This is a genomic window from Shinella sp. 1A1 (assembly GCF_055379515.1).
The window spans coordinates 1453977-1474089 of the sequence record NZ_AP039672.1; the positions used below are offsets into that span (position 1 = coordinate 1453977).

General features: G+C 64.6%; 20 protein-coding genes. 15 read left to right on the forward strand and 5 right to left on the reverse strand.

Annotation, left to right across the window (positions count from 1 at the left end):
- Positions 1-40 precede the first annotated feature (40 nt).
- A complete protein-coding gene (locus ACZ48C_RS23520; RefSeq protein WP_318913199.1) occupies positions 41-328 on the forward strand; it encodes a DUF6074 family protein in 288 nt (95 codons plus the stop codon).
- On the opposite strand, the gene ACZ48C_RS23525 is transcribed toward ACZ48C_RS23520, so the two are convergent.
- Positions 329-910: a LysE family translocator gene (locus ACZ48C_RS23525; RefSeq protein ID WP_464783168.1), complete on the reverse strand. Its 582-nt coding sequence runs from the start codon at positions 908-910 to the stop codon at positions 329-331.
- Positions 911-1042: 132 nt separating this feature from the next.
- On the opposite strand from ACZ48C_RS23525, the gene ACZ48C_RS23530 reads away from it, so the two are divergent.
- Positions 1043-1543, forward strand: coding sequence for a heme-degrading domain-containing protein (locus tag ACZ48C_RS23530; RefSeq protein WP_464783169.1), 501 nt, complete (start codon positions 1043-1045; stop codon positions 1541-1543).
- 42 nt (positions 1544-1585) lie between these two features.
- Here the strand turns inward: ACZ48C_RS23530 and ACZ48C_RS23535 are convergent, their stop codons facing one another.
- A complete protein-coding gene (locus tag ACZ48C_RS23535) occupies positions 1586-2347 on the reverse strand; it encodes a DeoR/GlpR family DNA-binding transcription regulator (RefSeq protein WP_119255416.1) in 762 nt (253 codons plus the stop codon).
- A 225-nt stretch (positions 2348-2572) separates the two neighbouring features.
- On the opposite strand from ACZ48C_RS23535, the gene ACZ48C_RS23540 reads away from it, so the two are divergent.
- The 3 genes from ACZ48C_RS23540 (at position 2573) to ACZ48C_RS23550 (ending at position 7493) form a co-directional block, all read left to right on the forward strand.
- The gene (locus ACZ48C_RS23540; RefSeq protein WP_464783170.1) at positions 2573-3481 is read left to right on the forward strand and encodes a phosphotransferase; all 909 of its coding nucleotides are present in this window, start codon (positions 2573-2575) and stop codon (positions 3479-3481) included.
- Positions 3478-5919, forward strand: a complete 2442-nt coding sequence (locus ACZ48C_RS23545; protein ID WP_464783938.1) for a GcvT family protein — start codon at positions 3478-3480, stop codon at positions 5917-5919. Before ACZ48C_RS23540 ends, ACZ48C_RS23545 begins: the two co-directional genes overlap by 4 nt.
- A 446-nt stretch (positions 5920-6365) precedes the next feature.
- Complete coding sequence (locus tag ACZ48C_RS23550; protein WP_464783171.1) at positions 6366-7493, forward strand: RHE_PE00001 family protein; 1128 nt, start codon at positions 6366-6368, stop codon at positions 7491-7493.
- A gap of 113 nt (positions 7494-7606) precedes the next feature.
- On the opposite strand, the gene ACZ48C_RS23555 is transcribed toward ACZ48C_RS23550, so the two are convergent.
- Complete coding sequence (locus ACZ48C_RS23555) at positions 7607-8497, reverse strand: LysR family transcriptional regulator (protein ID WP_464783172.1); 891 nt, start codon at positions 8495-8497, stop codon at positions 7607-7609.
- A 120-nt stretch (positions 8498-8617) separates the two neighbouring features.
- On the opposite strand from ACZ48C_RS23555, the gene ACZ48C_RS23560 reads away from it, so the two are divergent.
- The 6 genes from ACZ48C_RS23560 to ACZ48C_RS23585 all read left to right on the forward strand — a co-directional run bounded on the left by ACZ48C_RS23560 (position 8618) and on the right by ACZ48C_RS23585 (position 14231).
- Positions 8618-9358 carry an SDR family oxidoreductase gene (locus ACZ48C_RS23560; RefSeq protein WP_464783173.1) on the forward strand — a complete coding sequence of 247 codons (741 nt, stop codon included), beginning with the start codon at positions 8618-8620 and terminating at the stop codon, positions 9356-9358.
- A gap of 399 nt (positions 9359-9757) precedes the next feature.
- On the forward strand, positions 9758-10780 hold the full coding sequence (locus ACZ48C_RS23565) for an ornithine cyclodeaminase family protein (RefSeq protein WP_464783174.1): 1023 nt from the start codon (positions 9758-9760) through the stop codon (positions 10778-10780).
- A gap of 318 nt (positions 10781-11098) precedes the next feature.
- The gene (locus tag ACZ48C_RS23570; protein ID WP_464783175.1) at positions 11099-11458 is read left to right on the forward strand and encodes a hypothetical protein; all 360 of its coding nucleotides are present in this window, start codon (positions 11099-11101) and stop codon (positions 11456-11458) included.
- Between the two features lie 183 nt (positions 11459-11641).
- Entirely contained in the window at positions 11642-12172 is a 531-nt protein-coding gene (locus ACZ48C_RS23575; protein ID WP_318913214.1) for a YcnI family copper-binding membrane protein, read from the forward strand.
- Positions 12173-12229: 57 nt separating this feature from the next.
- On the forward strand, positions 12230-13828 hold the full coding sequence (locus tag ACZ48C_RS23580; protein ID WP_464783176.1) for a copper resistance CopC/CopD family protein: 1599 nt from the start codon (positions 12230-12232) through the stop codon (positions 13826-13828).
- A 79-nt stretch (positions 13829-13907) separates the two neighbouring features.
- The gene (locus ACZ48C_RS23585; protein WP_464783177.1) at positions 13908-14231 is read left to right on the forward strand and encodes a hypothetical protein; all 324 of its coding nucleotides are present in this window, start codon (positions 13908-13910) and stop codon (positions 14229-14231) included.
- A gap of 21 nt (positions 14232-14252) precedes the next feature.
- Here the strand turns inward: ACZ48C_RS23585 and recX are convergent, their stop codons facing one another.
- Complete coding sequence (recX, locus tag ACZ48C_RS23590) at positions 14253-14813, reverse strand: recombination regulator RecX (protein WP_464783178.1); 561 nt, start codon at positions 14811-14813, stop codon at positions 14253-14255.
- 277 nt (positions 14814-15090) lie between these two features.
- Between recX and ACZ48C_RS23595 the strand changes: the two genes are divergently transcribed.
- The 4 genes from ACZ48C_RS23595 (at position 15091) to ACZ48C_RS23610 (ending at position 19165) form a co-directional block, all read left to right on the forward strand.
- Positions 15091-15918 carry a transporter substrate-binding domain-containing protein gene (locus tag ACZ48C_RS23595; protein WP_119255427.1) on the forward strand — a complete coding sequence of 276 codons (828 nt, stop codon included), beginning with the start codon at positions 15091-15093 and terminating at the stop codon, positions 15916-15918.
- Between the two features lie 65 nt (positions 15919-15983).
- Positions 15984-17264, forward strand: a complete 1281-nt coding sequence (locus ACZ48C_RS23600; protein WP_464783179.1) for an NAD(P)/FAD-dependent oxidoreductase — start codon at positions 15984-15986, stop codon at positions 17262-17264.
- Between the two features lie 52 nt (positions 17265-17316).
- Positions 17317-18288 carry an amino acid ABC transporter permease gene (locus ACZ48C_RS23605; RefSeq protein WP_119255429.1) on the forward strand — a complete coding sequence of 324 codons (972 nt, stop codon included), beginning with the start codon at positions 17317-17319 and terminating at the stop codon, positions 18286-18288.
- Positions 18278-19165, forward strand: a complete 888-nt coding sequence (locus tag ACZ48C_RS23610) for a DMT family transporter (RefSeq protein ID WP_464783180.1) — start codon at positions 18278-18280, stop codon at positions 19163-19165. The genes ACZ48C_RS23605 and ACZ48C_RS23610 overlap by 11 nt, the downstream gene beginning before the upstream one ends.
- A gap of 3 nt (positions 19166-19168) precedes the next feature.
- Here the strand turns inward: ACZ48C_RS23610 and ACZ48C_RS23615 are convergent, their stop codons facing one another.
- A complete protein-coding gene (locus ACZ48C_RS23615) occupies positions 19169-19996 on the reverse strand; it encodes a PfkB family carbohydrate kinase (RefSeq protein ID WP_464783181.1) in 828 nt (275 codons plus the stop codon).
- Between the last annotated feature and the right edge of the window lie 117 nt (positions 19997-20113).

A 20113-nucleotide genomic window follows, 5' to 3' on the forward strand; every position in this document is an offset into this window, starting at 1 on the left:
GGTTCCTAATCATGGGTGGACGAAAAGGAAGCCCGAATCAATGCCGCCACTCGCCTCGGTCCAGCCGCGCCGCCGTTCCATCGCCACCGATACCGTCGTTCCGTTTCCGGCCGAACGCCGGACAGCCCAGATCCGCCATTGTGCCGGCGAGCTGGACGGGCTTCAGGGAGAAGATGCGCGCCTCTACTGGATAAGGGTGTGCCGGGAGCTGGCGGAAGAACTGCGCAAGCTCGGTTCGAGCGAAAACCAGGCGCGCACCGCCGTCCTGGCCTTTCAGGACGAGGTGCAGCAGGAACTCTTTCGCATGCATCACGCCGAGGATGTCTGATCAGAGCATGCCTGACGCGCTGCCGGCAAGCCCGACCGAAAAGACGACCAGGAAGATGGCCGCCACGCGATAGACGAGGCGTGGCGAAACGATCGGTGCCCGCCCGGCGATACTCCCCAATGCCAGGAAGCTTGCTCCCGCGCAAAGGACGAGAAGGCTGAAGAGACCGAGTGCCGGCGCGATCTCCATGAGATTCCCGGTCGGCATGATCGCGAGTGCGATGATCGGTGCTTTCGGATTGAGCATCGTCGTTAGGAAAACCTGGCGAACCGTGACCGCAGACGTTGGCCCTTCAGTCGCTTTTGCCGCTGAAACGCGCCACAGCCGGATCGCCAGAAACAGCACCCAGCATGCAGCGAGAACGCGAAGGCTCGTGGCGAGCGGTGGATGCTCATTGAAAAGAGGCGCGGCAACAGTCGTCAAAGGGATGACGACAGCAAGATAACCACAGAGCTCGCCAAGAAGAAGAGGAAGGCTCGCGCGCCAGCCCCGCGCAGCGGCGCCGACAGTCAGCAGGGTATTGGTTGGCCCCGGCGTGAAGAGCAGCGCGAGGATGGCGGGAACGAAAAGACCGTCGGGCATGGAAGCTCCATGGCTATGCTTTAGCCCCTACTCTATCGTATCCGCGCAAGGCAAGCTTGATCTCCGTCAATGCCTCTTCCTCTTGCGGGAAACTCCCGATAGGAATCGTCAGCGTATTCGAAGGAGATGGTCATGACCGAAGCGATTGCAGAGGATATCCGGCGGCTGGAGGAACAGGAACGCCTGCTGCGTTTTACCAGCTTCGGCCCGGCGGACGCATGGGCGCTCGGCAACCGGGTGCGCGAGGTGGCGCTTGCCCGCGGCGCGGGCGTGGCGATCGACATCTCGCTCAGGGACCGGACGCTCTTTCATGTGGCCCTGCCCGGCACCACGACCGACAATGCCGAATGGATCCGCCGCAAGCGCAACACGGTACTGCGCCTATGGAGCGCTTCCTATCTCGTCGGCAGGCGCCTTGCGCTTTCCGGCCGGGACCAGGTCGAGGCGCGCAATCTCTCCTATGCCGATTTCGCCACCCACGGCGGCAGCGTTCCGCTTTTCGTTGCCGAGCTGGGCTGCGTCGGATCGGTGACCGTCTCAGGCGTGCCGGAGCGCATCGACCATGCGATCGTCGCCGATGCCATGGCATCCTTCCTGAATATCGATCTGGGCGATGCCCGCCTTCCGGAATAGGCTCGGCGAAGAACGCCGGCGCTGTCGTTTACGGCGGTAAACTCAGCTCGCGAGAACCACGGTGACGCCGGCCGTTTTGAGCGCCGAACCGATATCGCGTGGCGGTATCCGATCGGTGAAGAGCTCGGTAAGCGCGCCGAATTCGCAGACCCGGACGAGGCCCTGTCGGCCGAATTTGGTATGATCGGTAATGACCACGGCCCGCTTGCCGCGGGAAACGACGGCTCTGGCGAACTCGGCCTCTTCCAGATCGTAATCCATCACGCCGATTTCCGCATCGATCGCGCCCGTCGTTATGACCGCATGGCCCACGGTGAAGTGGCTGATGAATTCGATTGCCGAGACGCCGAAGGCCGCGCCGTTGTCGCTCCGCAGCTCGCCGCCCGCCATATAGACGCGGTTATCGTTGATGGTGGACAGCGTGCGCGCGATATCCGAGGAATTGGTCACGACGGTCAGGCGGCGGTGGCCGAGCAGTTCGCGGGCGAGGTAACTGGTCGTCGTGCCCGTATCGAGCATGATCGAGTCGCCGTCGCGGATCGTCGCGGCCATGGCGACGGCGATCGCCTTCTTTGCATCGCTGTTCTCCCGCATGCGCTTTTCGAACGGCGCCTCGCCGAGGATGGAGGGCAATGCCACGGCGCCGTGCATCTTCACGACCGTTCCGCTGCTCGTCAGCGGCTTGATATCGCGGCGAACGGTTTCCAGCGAGACATCGAGCCTTCTTGCCAAGTCGGAAATGGACACCGTTCCGTCCTGCTGGAGAAGGCGAAGAATGTCACTGTGACGCTTGGAGTAGTTCATATTCGTGGGATTCCGCAGAGTACGCCTATTTTCATAAGCTTTTACGGACCTGCTTGCAAGAAAAGCCGCATAATCAGTCATAAAAACATAAAAAACCACACGCGCCCGATTGACAGCGACCCAGGGAGAGCATGACATTGCGCTAATAAGGCGAAAGAGCCGGCAAGGGACTTCGGCCGCGGTGAGAGGGGCCTCGCAACCAGCCGATCCGCGGGAGGAGCATCGATGGAAGGCGACGGGCTCGACCGCGTCGTTGAGGAGCGAATTCGCGCCCTGCCCTGCTGGCGCGGATCCATAGAAATTTCGCGCCTTCCCGGCGGCATCAGCAATGAGAGCTATTTGGTGGCTGATCAGGCACGGCGGCACGTCGTTCGGTTCGGGCGGGACTATCCGTTCCATCATGTCTATCGCGACCGAGAGCTCATGACGGCGCGGGCAGCGCACGCCGCAGGATTCGGACCGGAAATTCTCTATTCCGCACAAGGCGTTATGGTCTCAGCCTATCTGGGCGCTCGACCGCTCTGCGCCGGTGACGTGGCCAGCGATTATCGCCGGATTGCTGACCTCCTGCACCGCTTTCATATCATCATGCCAAGGGAGGTCGAGGGCGCGGCTTTCCTGTTCTGGCCCTTTCATGTGGTGCGGGACTATGCCCGAACGCTGAGGATTGGCGGCAGCCGTATGCTTCGGCAGGTATCGGCCTATCTCGAACTGGCCGAGGAACTGGAGGCGGCACAGCTTCCGCTGCCTATCGTCTTCGGCCACAACGACCTCCTTCCCGCCAATATCCTCGATGATGGGGAGCGTCTTTGGCTGATCGATTTCGAATATGCCGGCTTCTCGACGGCCATGTTCGATCTTGCCGGCGTCACATCCAATGCCGAGTTGCCCGCAGACATCGCCGAGGATTTTCTGACCGTTTATTCCGGCTCTCGGCCTTCCTTCGAAATGCGGCGTGCGCATGCTGCCATGCAATGCGCCTCGCTTCTGCGCGAATCCATGTGGGCGATGGTGTCCGAACTGCATCTTGCCGTGCCCGGTGCGGATTATGCCGGCCATGCGGCAAGCAATCTTGTCCGCCTCGAAGAGGCGCTCGATCACTACCGAACGACCTACGGGAAACGCCTCAAATGACCCTGCCTTCCCATGCCGCTATCGTCATCATTGGTGGCGGCATCATCGGCTGCTCGACGGCCTTTCATCTCGCGCGCGACCATAAGGCGGATGTCATTCTTCTGGAGCAGGAGGCCCTGACCTCCGGCTCCACCTGGCATGCCGCCGGTCTTGTCGGCCAGTTGCGCTCGTCGGCTTCGATCACCCGTGTGCTGAAATATTCGGTCGATCTCTACAAGGATCTCGAACACCAGACCGGCGTTGCGACCGGCTGGAAGATGACGGGCTGCCTTCGGCTCGCAACGAACCGGGATCGCTGGACGGAGTTCCGCCGCCTTGCCACGACGGCGGGAAGCTTCGGCATGGACATGCATCTGCTGTCGCCGGAAGACGTGAAAGCCCTCTGGCCTTTGATGGAGGTCGGCGACCTCGTGGGCGCAAGCTTCCTGCCGACGGATGGGCAGGCGAGCCCATCCGATATCACGCAGTCGCTTGCCAAGGGCGCCCGCATGCATGGCGCGAAGCTCTTCGAGCACGTGCGCGTCACCGGCTTCGATCTGCAGGATGGGCGAATCCACAAGGTGCGCACGACGATGGGGGATGTTGCCTGCGAGACGGTGGTCAACTGCGCGGGTCAATGGGCACGGCAGGTCGGGGCGATGGCGGGCGTCAATGTGCCTCTCCAACCGGTGAGGCACCAATATATCATCACCGAGCGGCTTCCGGGGCTCGCCGTGGATGCGCCCACGGTGCGCGATCCGGACCGGCGTACCTATTTCAAGGAGGAAGTCGGCGGCCTGGTCATGGGCGGCTACGAGCCGAACCCACAGGCCTGGACGACCGGCGACGTGCCGGCCGATTGGGCCTTTCGGCTGTTCGATGACGACTACGATCATTTCGAACAGCATATGGTCGAGGCGATCGCCCGGGTGCCGGCGCTGGGGAATGTCGGCGTCAGGCAGATGATCAACGGCGCGGAGAGCTTCACGCCCGACGGCAACTTCATTCTGGGGGCTGCGCCGGAATGCCGGAACATGTTCGTCGGGGCGGGTTTCAACGCTTTCGGCATCGCCTCCGGCGGCGGGGCAGGGTGGGTGCTGGCCCAGTGGATCGTCGACGGGGAGGCGCCGCTCGATCTCTGGTCCGTCGATATCCGCCGGTTCAGCGACCTGCACAGGGATCGGCAATGGGTGCTCGACCGCACGCTGGGAGCCTATGGGAAGCACTATGCGATCGCCTATCCGCATGAGGAATACGAGAGCGGCCGCCCGCGTATCGTCTCGCCGCTCTATGATCGCTTGAAAGGGCAGGGCGCAGTCTTTGGCTCGAAGCTCGGTTGGGAGCGGCCGAACTGGTTTGCGCCGAAGGGGATGGCGGCGAAAGACGTCTATTCCATGGGCCGGCAGAATTGGTTTACCGCCGTAAACTCGGAGCATCGGCACGTGCGCGAAGCGGTCGGTATTTTCGATCAGTCGTCCTTTGCCAAATATGAGATGAGGGGGCCGGATGCCGTGAAGGCCCTCGACTGGATTTGCGCCAATGACATTTCAAGGCCGGCAGGCCGCATCACCTATACGCAGCTTCTCAACAGCCGCGGCGGCATTGCCGCGGACCTGACAATTGCGCGACTGTCGGAAGACGCGTTCTATATTGTGACAGGCACCGGCTTTCGCACGCATGATCTTGGCTGGATAGCGGACCATATTCCAGCAGGCTCAGATGTCACGCTCCATGATGTGACGGAAGAGTATGGCGTGCTCTCACTGATGGGGCCGAAGGCGCGGACGGTGCTTGCGGCGGTTACGGATGCGGATGTGTCCAATGCCGGTTTTCCCTTCGGCCATGTGCGGGAGATTGCGATAGCCGGTCATTCCGTTCGTGCATTGCGCATCACCTATGTCGGGGAACTCGGATGGGAGTTGCACATGCCGATGGACGCTTTGAGCGATGTCTTCGACGTGCTGATGAAGACGGGGATGTCATCCGATATCCGGCCTGTCGGCTATCGCGCGCTTGAATCGCTGCGTCTCGAAAAAGGATATCGGGCTTGGGGAGCGGATATCACGCCGAACGATACGCCCTTCGAGGCCGGTCTCGGCTGGGCGGTGAAGTTGCGCGAGAAGGGAGACTTTCTCGGCCGCTCTGCGCTTGAGGCCGCAAAGGGGCAACCGCAAAGAAAGGCCTTCGTCGGCTTTACGGTTGACGACCCGAACATCCTCCTTCTCGGCCGCGAGACGATCCTGCGAAACGGTGAGCCGGTGGGATATCTCACGAGTGGGGGATATGGCGATACGATCGGCAAGGGCATCGGCTACGGCTATGTCTGCCGTTCGGAAGGCGTGGACGATGCCTTCCTGAAAGACGGCGTTTACGAGCTCGTCGTCGCGATGGAGCGCACACCTGCGACCATTCACTTGGAGCCGCTGTACGATCCGCTGGGCCTGCGGGTGAGAAGTTGAGGATGATGAATGGCCGTTTGTTCCAGGCGACCAGATCTGCCCTTCCGGTGGGATGACGAGCAGGGGAGGGCAGGCACCGTTGGCGGCAGCGCTACCGCTGATCATCCTTGCTCGCTACTATAGAAAGCAACTGGACTATTCAGTGCTTTGCCTCTGGTGGCGAACCGATAGCGCTCCATGAGGTGCCTGATGGCCGGGCATATCGACGATCTCGCAAACCCTTATATGGACGGAAGTCTATCAATCGTTCGTAAACGTCTCTATGGTGTCATTAGCGGAACGAGGTGAGTCGGAGCGTGTGAATTTACACGGTCTCACCGACGGGAACGGCCACTGCACGCCGAGATCCGAGTATCCCCTCTCATTATTCCTGGTCCTCTTCTCAGCGAAACCTCATGTGGTGAACGTTATCGCCCACATAGCGTTCGTTTGGAAAATCGTTTACCATGAATTCAATGCGTTACGATCTTGCGAAATTGCCTATCCAACGCCTGCTTCAGCCGCTTTCTTACGCGGAAGTGGCGCTGGCGCGCCTCGATGAGCGGGTTGCCCGCTCCCCTGTCGGTCAGGGATGGATCGAGCGCATGCATTTCACGGATGCCTGCGCATCGCTCTGGATCGATGGTGAGCTCGTCCATCTCGAGGATCTCGTCCTGCATGATGCGGCGCATGACGTTCGCGCTCCCACCCATGAATTGACCATTGCGTCCGACGTCCTCAGAACCCGGCGCCGTATCGCCGCGCAGCCAGCCGATTGGGCCTTGTCGGCGCAAGGCCTGAACAACCTTTGCAGGGCGGGTGGGGTTGATGGCGGCCAGTCAGTCCGTGACGGCGGGGGAGGGGCGGCGGATGCTGTGGCGGTGGCGCAGGGGAGCGACGATGTCGGCGAGGATATGTCGGATCCGTTGGCCCGCGAGCTTGCGGCGATCGATGCCTTGCTGGCGCGGTCGGAGGCGATGATGGCGGAGACGAAGGCTTCCGGTCGCGTGCGCGAGCGGGAGGCGCTCGTCTACGAGGCGGATTGGGATGAGGATGCGCGTCTGGAGGAATGGCGTGCCGTGCTGGCCGAGATCGGCAATTTGCCGCCAGTGCTGCAGGCGGTGCTCGCCCTCGATGCGTGGAATGTTCTCGGCGTCCTGCAGCATGGGGCCTGGCTCGGCCGGCAGCTTGCCGGCAGCATATTGCGCCAGGCCGCACTTACCACCGGCACCCATCTCGCGGCCTTCAATCTCGGCCTGAAGAGCATTCCTGTCGATCGGCGCCGGCACGCCGATCGTGACATCAGGATCTCGGCCATGCTGCATGCCCTTGGCGCGGCCGCGGAACTGGGGCTGAAGGAGCATGACCGGTTGACGCTGGCGCGCACCATGATGGAGCGCAAGCTCGTCGGGCGGCGGACGTCTTCGAACCTGCCCGGCCTCATCGATCTGGTCCTGGCACGGCCGATGGTTTCGGCCGGCATGGTCGCCGGGGCGCTCGACGTCACCCCGCAGGCGGCCTTGCGCATCATCCGCGAACTCGGGCTGCGCGAGATGACGGGCAGGGGGCGTTTTCGCGCCTGGGGTGTCGTCTAGGTGCGCGGCCGTATTGCACGATACGGCAGATACGGTGCTGGACAGAGAGGTTACCGGCTCTCCCGTCGTTCATGCGGGTGGTCTCGGTAGAGACGATTTGTGATGCGTCCTTTTCAACCGCGCTGCTTGAAGAGAGAGACGATCCAGTCAACAAACACGCGCACGCGCGGCGAAAGCTGCCGGTTGCGCGGGTAGAGGAGCGAGACCGGCGTGCTCGTGGGCGGAAAGTCCGCAAGCACTTCGACGAGATCCCCCGCCGTAATCGCCACCTCCGCATGATAGCGGGGAATCTGGATCAGGCCGAGACCAAGCCTGGCGGCGGCGACATAGCTTTCGGCCGCATTTACCGAAACGGTGGCGGGCAGGGCGATCTCCCGCAAGTCTCCACCCACGACGAATTCGAGCGGCAGCACGCCGCCCGTGGCGCTGGAGCGAAAGCCGATCATCTGGTGGCCGTCGAGCGCATCGGGATGCTGCGGCGTGCCGTGGCGGGCGATGTAGGCTGGGGCGGCCAGCGTGACCTCGTCGAGCATGGCGACCGTTCGTCCCACCATGTCGCTATCCTGCGGCGCGCCGACCCGCAGGACGCAGTCGATGCCTTCGCGGACGAGATCGACCAGGCGATCCCCCTCGCTCATATAGATTTCGATGTCGGGATATCGGATGAGGAAGTCGGGCAGGTTCGGCAAGACGAAGTGGCGCGCGAGCGTGCCGTGGACATCGACGCGCAGCAACCCCTTCGGCTTTGCGCCGGCAAACGCGCCCTCGGCATCCTCGATATCGGAAAGGATCGCGAGGCAACGGCGGTAATAGGCCTCCCCGTCCAGCGTCGGACTGACATGGCGCGTCGTGCGTTGGAGGAGCTGAACGCCGAGGCGTGCTTCCAGATCCTTCACCGCATCGCTCACCGTCGATCGCGGCAGTCCCGTATCTTTCGCTGCAAGGGTGAAGCTGCGGCGCTCGACGACGCGGGTGAAGACCCGCATGGCTTCCAGCTTGTCCATTTCCATTGTTCTCTTACTTCGGAAAGTGAAGCCGGATAATGGCCGATTATCCGCATTTCAGAAAGTGGCAATGTCTCCTTCATCGAACACACGCGTTGCGAAAAACCGAAGGAGAAGAGCATGTCCACGAACCAGAACAAGGTTGCCCTCGTCACCGGGGCATCGCGCGGGATCGGCGCGGCCATTGCCGAGCGGCTCGGCCGGGACGGCTTCAGCGTCATCGTCAACTATGCCGGCAATGCGAGCGCCGCCGAGGGCGTCGTGCGCAGGATCGAGCAGGCCGGCGGCAAGGCCGTCATCGCGCAGGGCGACGTTTCCGATGCGCAGGCCGTGCGCCGCCTTTTCGACAGCGCCGAAGCCGCCTATGGCGGTGTCGACGTGCTGGTGAACAATGCCGGCGTCATGATGCTCTCGACGCTGGCCGACGCGGATGATGCCCATTTTACCCGTCAGATCGATGTCAACCTCAAGGGCACGTTCAACACGCTGCGCGAGGCGGCAAGGCGTCTGCGCAACGGTGGACGCGTCGTCAATTTCTCGACCAGCGTCGTCGGCCTGAAGCTTGAGACCTATGGTGTCTATGCGGCGACCAAGGCGGCGGTGGAAACCCTGACCGCGATCATGGCCAAGGAGATGCGTGGCCGCGGCATCACCGTCAATGCCATCGCGCCTGGCCCGACGGCCACCGACCTCTTTCTCAACGGCAAGTCGGACGAGCTGGTCGAACGCATGGCGAAGATGAACCCGTTGGAGCGCCTCGGCACGCCGGAGGACATCGCCGCCGCCGTCGCCTTCCTCGCCGGACCGGACGGTGGCTGGATCAACGGCCAGACACTCCGCGCCAATGGCGGCATGATCTGACCGTCGCTCGGCGGCTGGCGTTGCCGGCCGCCACCGGCGCCGATTTCTGCGAGGGCGTCAATGCCGTGGGCTTCTTGCGTTAGGCTCGCGTACCACTGTAACTTTAATACGTATCCTTGTTTTGCATACGATGATTTTGACCATGCTAGCCTGATTCGGGCTTCTTGCCATTTCAAGATCGCCCGTAACTTCGCAAGCCATACGCCCTTGGTTCGTCGGAATTGCCGCCGCCAGAACCACTCTCGGCGGAGAAATTTGGTATCAAGCTTCGGCTTATATGTAATCAAATCACAATTGACATTGCATACAATATGGCCGTAGCGTGTCATCGCGAAGGGCGGAGGAGCCCTTCCTGCATGATACGAATTCCCGACATCACCCGAGCCAGCGAGAACGCCGATGGAAGCCGCTAACAGAACCGATCCGCGCACGACCCTCGTGCTTTCCCGGTCCGAGATCGAAGGGCTGGTCACCATGGCGGAGGTCATCGAGGCGGTGGAAGCGGCTCACGCCGACATGTCCAGCGGCAAGGCTGCGCAGCCGGCGGCCGTCGCGATGAAGCTTCCCTCCAGCAGCGGAGCCTTCCTGGCGATGCCTGCGCTTGCCGACCGGCAGGGGCTTGCCGTGGTCAAGCTGCTCGCCGACATTCCCGACAATCCGGGCCGCAGCCTTCCCATGCAGCGCTCGATCGCGCTGCTCGTCTCGCAGGCGACCGGTGCGCCGGTGGCGATCTTCCATGGCCAGATTCCCACCCGCATCCGGACGGCCGCCGCGAGCGCTGTCGCCACGCGCCACCTGTCGCGTCCCGACAGCCGCGTGCTCGGGCTGATCGGTGCGGGCGACCTTGCCGTCGAGCATGCTCGCGCTATCCGGGAGGTGCGCGGGATCGAGCGCGTCGTGGTCTGGTCGCGCTCGGCCGCCACCGTCGCCCGCTTCATCGAACGCGTCGGCCGCGATTGTCCCGAACTCGTGCTGGAGGGCGCCGCTTCGCCGGAGAATGTCTTCGCCGAGGCCGATATCGTCTGCACGCTGACCCCTTCCCGCGAGCCGCATGTGAAGGGCGCCTGGTTCAAGCCGGGCCAGCACATCAATGCCGTCGGCGCGCCGCCGCGCCCGGATCATCGCGAGATCGATTCCGCCGGCATGGCGAGGGGCCGCGTCTTCCTCGACAGCGTCCCGATGGCGATGCACGATTCCGGCGACCTTCTCCTTGCCATCGCCGACGGCGCGATCACCGCGGAACAGGCCGCGACCGAGATCGGCGACGTCATTACCGGTGCCGCGTTGGGCCGGACTTCGGCTGAAGAGATCACGCTGTTCAATTCCGTCGGTCTTGCCGTGCAGGATCTGGCGATCGGCGACCTGGTCGTCGCAAGAGCCCGCGAAAAGGGCATCGGCATGGAAATCGACCTTACGGCCTGAAGTCGGGATCGGCCCCGCTCCGGGAAAGAGCCGGCCGATTTCCACCGCTCGCTGCCTATACTTCGGCCTTCCCGCCAACAACCTGACCGATCTTGTGACGATTCCGCCCTGCAGATCGCGCTGGTCCATTGCGTCGTTGAGGCGATGAACCTGGAGGCTCGTTCTCGGGCGAAAGAATCCGCAGCATCATTGTTCCCGCCCCTTGCCCGGTGCGACAACGAGGACCTGCTCCCGTATCTGTTCACGCCCCGGCGGGGCTGATATGACTGCCGGGGTGAGGGCAAGATGAGAAAACGCGGGCAACGAGGCAGATCGGGCATGGTGGCAGTCGCTGTCGCCATCCTTCTCGCGTTGCAGGCTCTTCTCGGCTCCGCGGCCCTTGCCGCCCACGCCGCTACGCCGGCGTTGGACAGCTTCGGAAATCCGCTCTGCATCACCGGCGCCGCAGGCCATGCGCCCGAGCCGGGGCAGAACAGGGACCGTTCGCCGCTTCCCGATTGCTGCACGATCGCCTGCACGATGGCGCTCGGCTTCGTGCCGACGGACAGGGCTGCGGCGATCTTTTTCAATCCGCTTATTCAGCCCTCGCAGCGCATCGTCGCAAGGAAGGTGCTGCATCTGCGGTCCATGCTGGATCGTCTGCCGGGCAATCCGCGCGCGCCGCCGCTCGCCGCCTGATCGCCGAGCCACCACCGTCTTCTCCAGTCGCATGATCGATTCCGCCCGACGCGAAAGCGCCGGCAATCGGCGCGGCACGCGGAGGGCCATCGCCCTTCGGGCCCGGGGACGGCGCGTTCTTTCAGGAAAACATCCTTATTCCATTCCTTGCCGGCAGAGTGACCGGCAGCATCGGAGACCGAAATGTTGAAACAGACCCTTGCCGCGACGGCTCTTCTCGTCCTCGGCGCATCCACCGCCCTTGCGCATGTCTCGCTGCAAGTGCGGGAAGCGCCGGTGGGCTCGACCTACCGGGCGATTTTCCAGGTGCCGCATGGCTGCGAAGGCAAGCCGACCCATGTCGTCCGCGTCAAGATTCCCGAAGGGGTCATTGCCGTGAAGCCGCAGCCCAAGGCAGGATGGACCCTGGAGAAGGTCAAGGGTGCCTATGACAAGTCCTACGATTACTACGGCACCCCGACGAGCGAGGGCGTGAAGGAGATCGTGTGGAGCGGCGGCAGCCTCGGCGACGACGAATATGACGAGTTCGTGCTGCGCGTCTATCTGACGAAGGATTTGAAGGCGGGCGAAACGCTCTATTTCCCCGTCGTGCAGGAATGCGGCGATGGCCTTGCCGAGCGCTGGATCGAAATCCCGGCGGAAGGCCAGTCGGCCGACGACCTGGAACTGCCGGCGCCCGAGGTCAAGCTGCTGGAAGCGGCGGGCGGTCACTAAGCGATGCGGGCCGGTGCCGCCGGGCGCCGGCCCGAACCGGAAATTCGGAGGTTGACCGTGCGAAACCGCAGTCTTTGCCGATCCGCCGTGCTGGGGCTGCTAGCCGGCTGGTTCTGGTGCTGCCTGACGGCGGCGGCCATGGCGCACGCCGCCCTGACGGGCGCCTCGCCGGCTGACAATGCCGTGCTCGATGCCGCGCCGAAGACGCTCTCGCTGTCGTTCAGCGAGCCGGTGTCTCCGCTCGTGCTGCGGCTGGTCCTGCCCAGCGGCGTTGCCTCGCCGCTCCGCGATTTCGTGCTGCGCGACCGTACCCTGGAGATCACCCCGCCCGCGGGGCTCGAGAACGGTACCTACGTCCTCACCTGGCGCGTCGTTTCCGAGGACGGTCATCCCGTCTCGGGATCGACGATCTTCTCGATCGGCACGCCGAGCGCATCCCCGCCCTCGGCGGGGGACGGCGTCGACCGGCTTGTCCGCGCAGCGCTCTGGCTGGCACGGACGGGGCTCTATATCGGCCTCTTCCTCGGCATCGGCAGCGCCTTTGTCATCCGCTGGCTGATCCCGGCGGGGCAGGGCGGACGGCGGATCGCCGGCGCGGCGATGGCGATCGGTCTTGCCGCAACGCTCGTCTCCGCCGGCCTGCAGGGGCTCGACGCCCTCGGCCGGCCGCTTTCGAATATCATCGACCCCTCCGTCTTGCGGGCTGGACTGGGGACGAGCTTCGGCTGGACGGTCGCCGTCCTGAGCGCCGCCTTCCTCGTCGCGCTGGCGGGCTTGCGGTGGAATGCCGCCGGGCGCACGGCGTCGGCGGTCGCCCTCGTCGCCGGCAGCGCTGCCCTGGCGCTGAGCGGCCATGCAAGCGCGGCGAGCCCGCAATGGATGATGCGTCCCGCCGTGTTCCTGCACGCGCTGACGATCGCCCTCTGGGCCGGCTCTCTCGTTCCGCTCGTCTGCGCCTTGCGGGAAGGGGCCGATGCGGGGCGCAGGGCGCTGGACCGGTTTGCCCGGCTCGTTCCCTGTGTTGTGGCGGTGTTGGTCGTCGCGGGCGTCCTGCTCGCCGTCGTTCAGGTCGAGCATCCGGCGGCGCTTCTCTCCACGGCCTATGGCAAGGTGCTGCTCGTCAAGCTGGCGCTGGTGCTGGTGCTGTTCGCTATCGTGGCGGTCAATCGCTGGGTCCTGACCGGGCCCGCCCATGCAGGGGAAGCGCGCGCGATGCGCCGGCTGTCCCGCATGGTCCTGCTGGAAACGCTGGTGGTGCTCGCGATCCTCGCGGTCGCGGCGACGTGGCGGTTCACGCCGCCGCCGCGCGCGCTTGCCGTCGCCGCTGCGCCGCCGGTCTCCATCCACATCCATTCGGCCAAGGCGATGGCGGAAGTGACGATCGATCCGGCGCGTGCCGGTCCGGTCGATGTCTCGGCCGTGATCCTCGCGCCGGACTTCTCCCCCATGGAGGCGAAGGAAGTGACCTTCGTCTTCTCCAAGCCGAATGCCGGCGTCGAGCCGCTGCGGCGCAAGGCCTCCCTGTCGCCTGACGGTCTGTGGCGGGCCGAGACCACCGTCCTGCCGCTGCCGGGGCAATGGCGGCTGCGGGTGGATGTCCTGATCAGCGATTTCGAACTGGTGCGGCTGCAGGACGTCGTCGAGATCGCACCATAAGGGGCGCTGCCTTCAAAATGTCAGGCCGCCGTCTTAAAGGCGCGGGCGACCGGGTGGTCGCTCAGCCGCGGAGATGGCGATGTCTGCAAACAACAAGCGCTCCGGCGTTTCCCTTTCCCATCATATCCTGCCGACCTCGGGAACGATGATCGGCATATGCATGACCTTGATCGGCCTCGTGAAATTGAACGAGAATCGCGGCGGGATGAGCCATGTGGACGAATACGCCGCCCTTTCGGCGCTGGTCTTTCTCGCAAGCGCGGTGACGTCCTATCTTTCGCTGCGATACGAGGACAACGAGGCGCTCAGCCGTCGCCTCGAGAATTTTGCCGATCAATGTTTCTTGAGCGGGCTGGTCGCCATCGTCATCATCGGCGTCCTCTTCGCCTATGCGGTCATCTGATGCGGGATGACCCGCGGCCGCTCAGGCCATGAGGCTGCCGCCCGCGCCGAGCCTTTCCTCGGCCTCGTCCCGCGACATGGAAAGCACCTGCCGCGTGACGTCGAAGCCGAAGCCGCCGCGCGTGAAGGCGGAGAATTCCTTGGCTTTCCGCTTCTCGTCGAGCTCCACCTTGCGGAAGGGGCCGAAGGCGCGTTTGCGGGCAAGGACCAGTGCGGCAAGAAGATCGTCGATTTCGGCCGCCGCGGCCGTCGCGGTGTCGCCAGCGATGCCCTTCTGGGAAAGCTTGCGGGCGACGGCCCGCCGCGACCTGCCGCTTCGCATGCCAGAACGGCTGGCCGCCTCGGCATAGGCCTTGTCGTCCAGCGCCTTGTTGTCATAGGCGAATTTCACCGCGAAATCCGCAAGCGCCCGGACTTGCCCGTCGCTGATGCCCTCGAACTTCTCGCGCGCCTTGCGGGCGATCGCGTCGAAGAGCTGCCTTTCCGTGTGCATGCGCCGCTCGATGCGGTAGATCGTCGAGTTGCGCGCCCAGGAGAGCATGCGCGGGCTCGGCGCGTCGTCGGTGGTCGTCTCTTCCTGCAAAGTCAGCCTTGCCTGCCGGGATGAAGTTCACCCGTTTCGAAGACCACATGGCGGGCGTTTCGGCAAGCCGTCCGCGCAAATTCCCGTGGAGCCTGAGGGCCGGCATCTCCGTTGTTCGCCGGTAAAGCGTCATCCCTCACCGACATGCCTTCATCCGATTATTTCATGGGTCGCACGCTCAGCCCGCTTGACTCGGGGAAGGAGGTCTTGCCACACTCAGTTGTCAGACATCTTACATAAATGGGGATCCCGGCTGACGGATCACAAGGAGGACCACATGAAAAAGCTCTTCATGCGACTGGCCGTAGGCGCCGCATTCGTCGCAGCCGCCGTCTCGGCCCATGCCGGCCAGACCCTGGACCGCGTGATGGAAAAGAAGGCGATGGTCGTCGCCACCAACAGCGGCTGGCCGCCCCAGAGCTACCTCGACGACAACAACGAGATGGTCGGCTTCGACATCGACGTCTCCCGCGAGATCGCCAAGCGCCTCGGCGTCGAGGTGAGCTTCGAGACGCCCGACTGGCAGACGCTGACCGGCGGCCGCTGGCAGGGCCGCTACGATCTCGGCGTCGGCTCGGTGACGCCCACCAAGGCCCGCGCCCAGGTGATCGACTTCGTCGGCATCTACTACTACAGCCCCTATGTCTACGTCGTCCACAAGGACAGCGACGCCAAGACCGTCACGGACCTCAACGGCAAGGTCATCGGCGTCGAGACGGCGACGACCTCCGAGGACTTCATCAACCGCCGCCTCGAGATCGACGCGCCGGGCCTGCCGCCCATCGAGTACAAGCTCGAGCCGGGCGAGGTTCGCACCTTCGCCGATTCCATGCTGCCCTTCGACGACTTGCGCCTCGGCAACGGCGTGCGCCTCGATGCGGTGATCGCGCCCGAACAGACCGCGATGAACGCCATCAAGAACGGCTATCCGGTCAAGGTCCTCGAAGGCGAATATGCCTTCCGCGAGCCGCTCGTCGTGATCGCCGAGAAAGTCGATCCGGAATGGACCGCCAAGGTCGGCGGCATCATCGAGGAGATGAAGAAGGACGGCACGCTCGGAACGCTCACCACCAAGTGGTACGGCAAGGACTACAGCGCCGACTGAGCGAACTGAACCGACGGCGCGGGCGGCATCGCCCGCGCCCTTCATGCCTGAGGGGGAGCGTGATCATGGCCTATCCGGACACCTATTACAAAAGAACCATGGCGGACCAGACGGCGCGGACGGCCCTTTCGGGCACGGTCGAATGCGACGTCGCGGTCGTCGGCGGCGGCCTTGCCGGCCTTTCCGCGGCGCTTCAGCTTGCCCGCGCCGGCAAGCGCGTCGTCGTGCTGGAGGCCGAAAGCGTCGGCTTCGGCGCCTCCGGCCGCAATGGCGGTTTCGTCAGCCCCGGCTATGCCACGGGCGGCGAGGAGATCGCCCGCGTCGCCGGCAAGGACAAGGCCCGCCAGCTCCACCTGCTTTCCATGGAAGGCGTCGAGTTCATCCGCGACAATATAAGCACGCTCGGCATCGACGATGCCAAGCCGCAGCCGGGCATCATGAGCGTGCTGCGCTATGACGACGGCGCCAGCCTCAAGGCTTATGCGGAACAGTCCCTGAAGGAATACGACTACCGTCTGGAATACATGGACCGCGACGAAGTTCGCGCGGTGCTGAAGTCGGAACGCTATTTCCAGGCGCTGCGCAATCCCAATGCCTTCCACATGCACCCGCTCAACTATCTGCGCGGCATCGCCCGCGAGATCGAGCGCCTCGGCGGCCGCATCTGCGAGCAGTCGCCGGTGACGTCTTCCGATCTCGGCGGCGCGGAAAAGCGGCTGAAGACGGCCGGCGGCGAGGTGAAGGCGCGCGACGTGCTCTTCACGACGGGCGGCTATACCGGCGCGCTGAACGGGCGGCTGAAGCGCTCCTTCCTGCCGATCGCCACCTATGTCATGGTCAGCGAGGAGGCCCCGGAGCTGATCGCCTCGGCCATCGCAACCTCCAATGCCATCGGCGACAACCGCCGCGCGGGCGACTACTACCGCGTCGTCGACGACGGCCGCCGGCTGCTGTGGGGCGGCCGCATCACCACCCATGCGGCCTCGACGGCGGGCCTCGTGCGCGAGCTGCGCGCCGAGATGGTCGGCACCTATCCACAGCTCGCCGGCCTGAAGACGGAACTCGCCTGGTCGGGCCTCATGTCCTATGCGCGCCACCTGATGCCCCAGATCGGACGCATGGCCCCCGGCGTCTGGTACTGCACCGCCTTCGGCGGGCACGGCCTCAACACGACGGCGATCGGCGGCAAGGTCATCGCCGAGGGCATCCTCGGCGAAAGCGAACGCTACCGGCTCTACGAGCCCTTCGGTCTCGTCTGGGCCGGCGGGATCGCGGGCCTGGCGGTGGCGCAGCTCACCTACTGGAAGCTCCAGGCGCAGGACTGGTGGCGCGAGCGCGCCGCCTGAGGCAGATTGCGCCGACATGCGGAACTGAAAACGAAGCAGGAGAGGGCGGACCATGATCGGCCGACTGATACTTACCTATCCCGAAGCCTCGCGCAGGGCGGGCGGGCTGCTGATCCTCGCCATCGTCGTGGCGGTGCTCTATTCCCTCGGCATCAGCTCCGCCTGGATCGGCCATGTCCTGCCGTCCTCGGCAAACTGGCTCGGGGAAAACCCGACCGCCGGCCGGCTCGTCTCCGCCCTGCTGATCGCGCTCATCGTCGCGGCCAACTGGAAGGCGCTACGCCAGCTCTCCCGGCGCCAGCAGGTGATCGGCGTCTGGATCGAGCTCTTCGCGCTCCTGATGCTGTTCTTCTATTCCTTCGATCTCTCCTTCGCCTTCATCGCCAAGAAGATCGGCTTCCTCATCACCCAGGGCGTGACGACGACGCTCTACATTTCCGCGATCTCCATCGTCATCGCCACGGTGATCGCGCTGGCGGGCGCCATCGCCAAGCTGTCGAGCAACGGCGTCATCTACGGCCTTGCGACCTTCTACACCTCGCTCTTCCGCGGCCTGCCGCTCCTGATGCAGATCTACATCATCTATCTCGGCCTGCCGCAGGTGGGCTATGTGATCAGCGCGGTGCCGGCCGGCATTCTCGCGCTGTCGCTCTGCTACGGCGCCTATATGACGGAAATCTTTCGCGCCGGCATCCAGAGCATCAATCGCGGCCAGACCGAGGGCGCGACGGCGCTCGGCCTCAGCCCGAGCCAGACCATGGCGCTCGTCATCCTGCCGCAGGCCATGCGGGTGATCATTCCGCCGACCGGCAACCAGTTCATCGCGATGCTGAAGGATTCCTCGCTCGTCTCCGTCGTCGGAGTCTGGGAAATCATGTATCTCGCCCGCACCCAGGGCCAGACCGAGTTCCGCCATATCGAGATGCTGATCACCGCCTCGATGATCTACTGGGTCCTGTCGATCTGCCTGGAATACGCCCAGTCCCGTATCGAGGAACGCTTCGGCCGCTTCAATGTCCGTTGACGTTCCCGCGGGTGAAGGCGACGGCGCGCCTCTGGTGCCGTCGAACGGCCGCGGCGCGCTGCTCGTGCTCGCGGCCTTCGCCATATTCTCGGCGACCGATGCCATCGTGAAGATCATGGCCGTGGCGATCCCCGCGCCGCAGGTGACGTTCCTCGTCACCGCCGCGGCCCTCGTGCTGCTCCTTCTCCATGCGCTCGCCACCGGCCGCACGCGCCGCCTCGTGCCGCGCCAGCCGGCGCTCGCCTTCTGGCGGGCGCTCCTGCTCGCGCTCGATACGCTGCTGATCCACTATTCCTTCGCGCGCCTGCCACTGGCGGAAGCCTATCTCATCGCCTTCCTGACGCCGATCCTCGTCGCGGTGCTGGGTTTCTTCCTGCTGCGCGAACGGCTCTCCGCCATCGGCTGGGTCGGCGTGCTGGTCGGCTTCGCCGGCGTCGTGGTGGCGCTGAAGCCGGGCGTCGCACCGCTCAATCTCGGCCATGCGGCGGCCTTCGGCTCGGCGGTCTTCTTTGCCTTCTCGCTGATCCTCCTGCGCCGAGCCAAGCTGGCCGAGACGGACGAGGCGCTCGTCGCCAGCGTGCTCGTGGTGATGACGCCCGTCGCCCTCGCCGTGGCGCTTGTCTCAGGCGGCCTGGTGGCGGTCGGCAGCCCGGCTCTCGCTTATGCCGCAGCCGGTGGCGCGATGATGCTGGGCGGCCATGCGCTGCTGGTGCGCGCCTTCCGCGTCGGCGAGGCCTCGGTGGTCGCGCCGTTCCAGTACAGCCAGATCATCTGGGGCTGCCTTTACGGCGTGTTCCTCTTCGCGACCCCGGTGGAGATGCACACGCTCGTCGGCGCGGCGATCATCATCGTCTCGGGCTGGCTCGTCCTGAAATGACGGTCAGAGCGGCTGCGGTTCCTGCGGGAACCCGCCGACATGGGTGCAGGTCAGCGCCGCCCGGTCGCGGCCGGCTGCAAGGCACGCGGCAAGCGGCAGGCCGCCGATGCGCGCGGCGAGAAAACCGGCGATGAAGCTGTCGCCCGCGCCGGTCGTGTCGACCACGCCGACCGTCCGGATGCCCGCCTCGACGCGGGTCCTGCCGTCGCTTGCGACCGAGCCCTTGCCGCCGCGGGTGACGACGGCGAGCGGCACGCATTCGTCGAGAAGGCGCTTCAGCAGGGCTTCGCAAACGTCATCGTTGTCGCCGGCCGAAGCGAAGGCGATGGAAAGGCCGCCGGTGCCGAGATTGGCCGGATCGGCATTGACGGAAATATCCTGCGAGACGCTGACGCCGGCTTCCGCAAGCGTCCGGCGGAGCGCCCCGCCGTCGTCCATCCAGCCGATATGCACATGGTCCATCGTCCTGAGGGCGGCAATGTCGTCGGCATCCGGCCGGTAGCCGGCGCAAACCCCGAAATCCTCATGGACGAAGACCCGGTCGCCGGAGGCAAGGGTCTCGATATCCGTATAGGCCGTCACCCCGGGACGCACCTGAAGATGCGTGACGTCCACGCCGTTTTCCGAAAGAAGGCGCCGCGTATGCCGCCCGGCCCCGTCCGGCCCGACCGCGCCGAAATAGAAGGAGACCTGGTCGAGACGGGCAAGCTGCACGGCGACATTCACCGCATTGCCGCCCACGAACGACTGGCCGCCGGAGGCCCGCGGACCGGACGGGCGGAAGCGGTCGATGCAATTGTCGCCGACGGCGGCGAAGCGGAAGGTCGTCATGCTGGTCTCTTCCAGGGCAATGTCAGCGAGTGTGCAGCCGGAGCTTTCCCGCGATAGCGGGAAACGCCAGGGACGGTAAAGCCGCGAATGCGCTATCCTGCATTCGCGGCTTCGGAT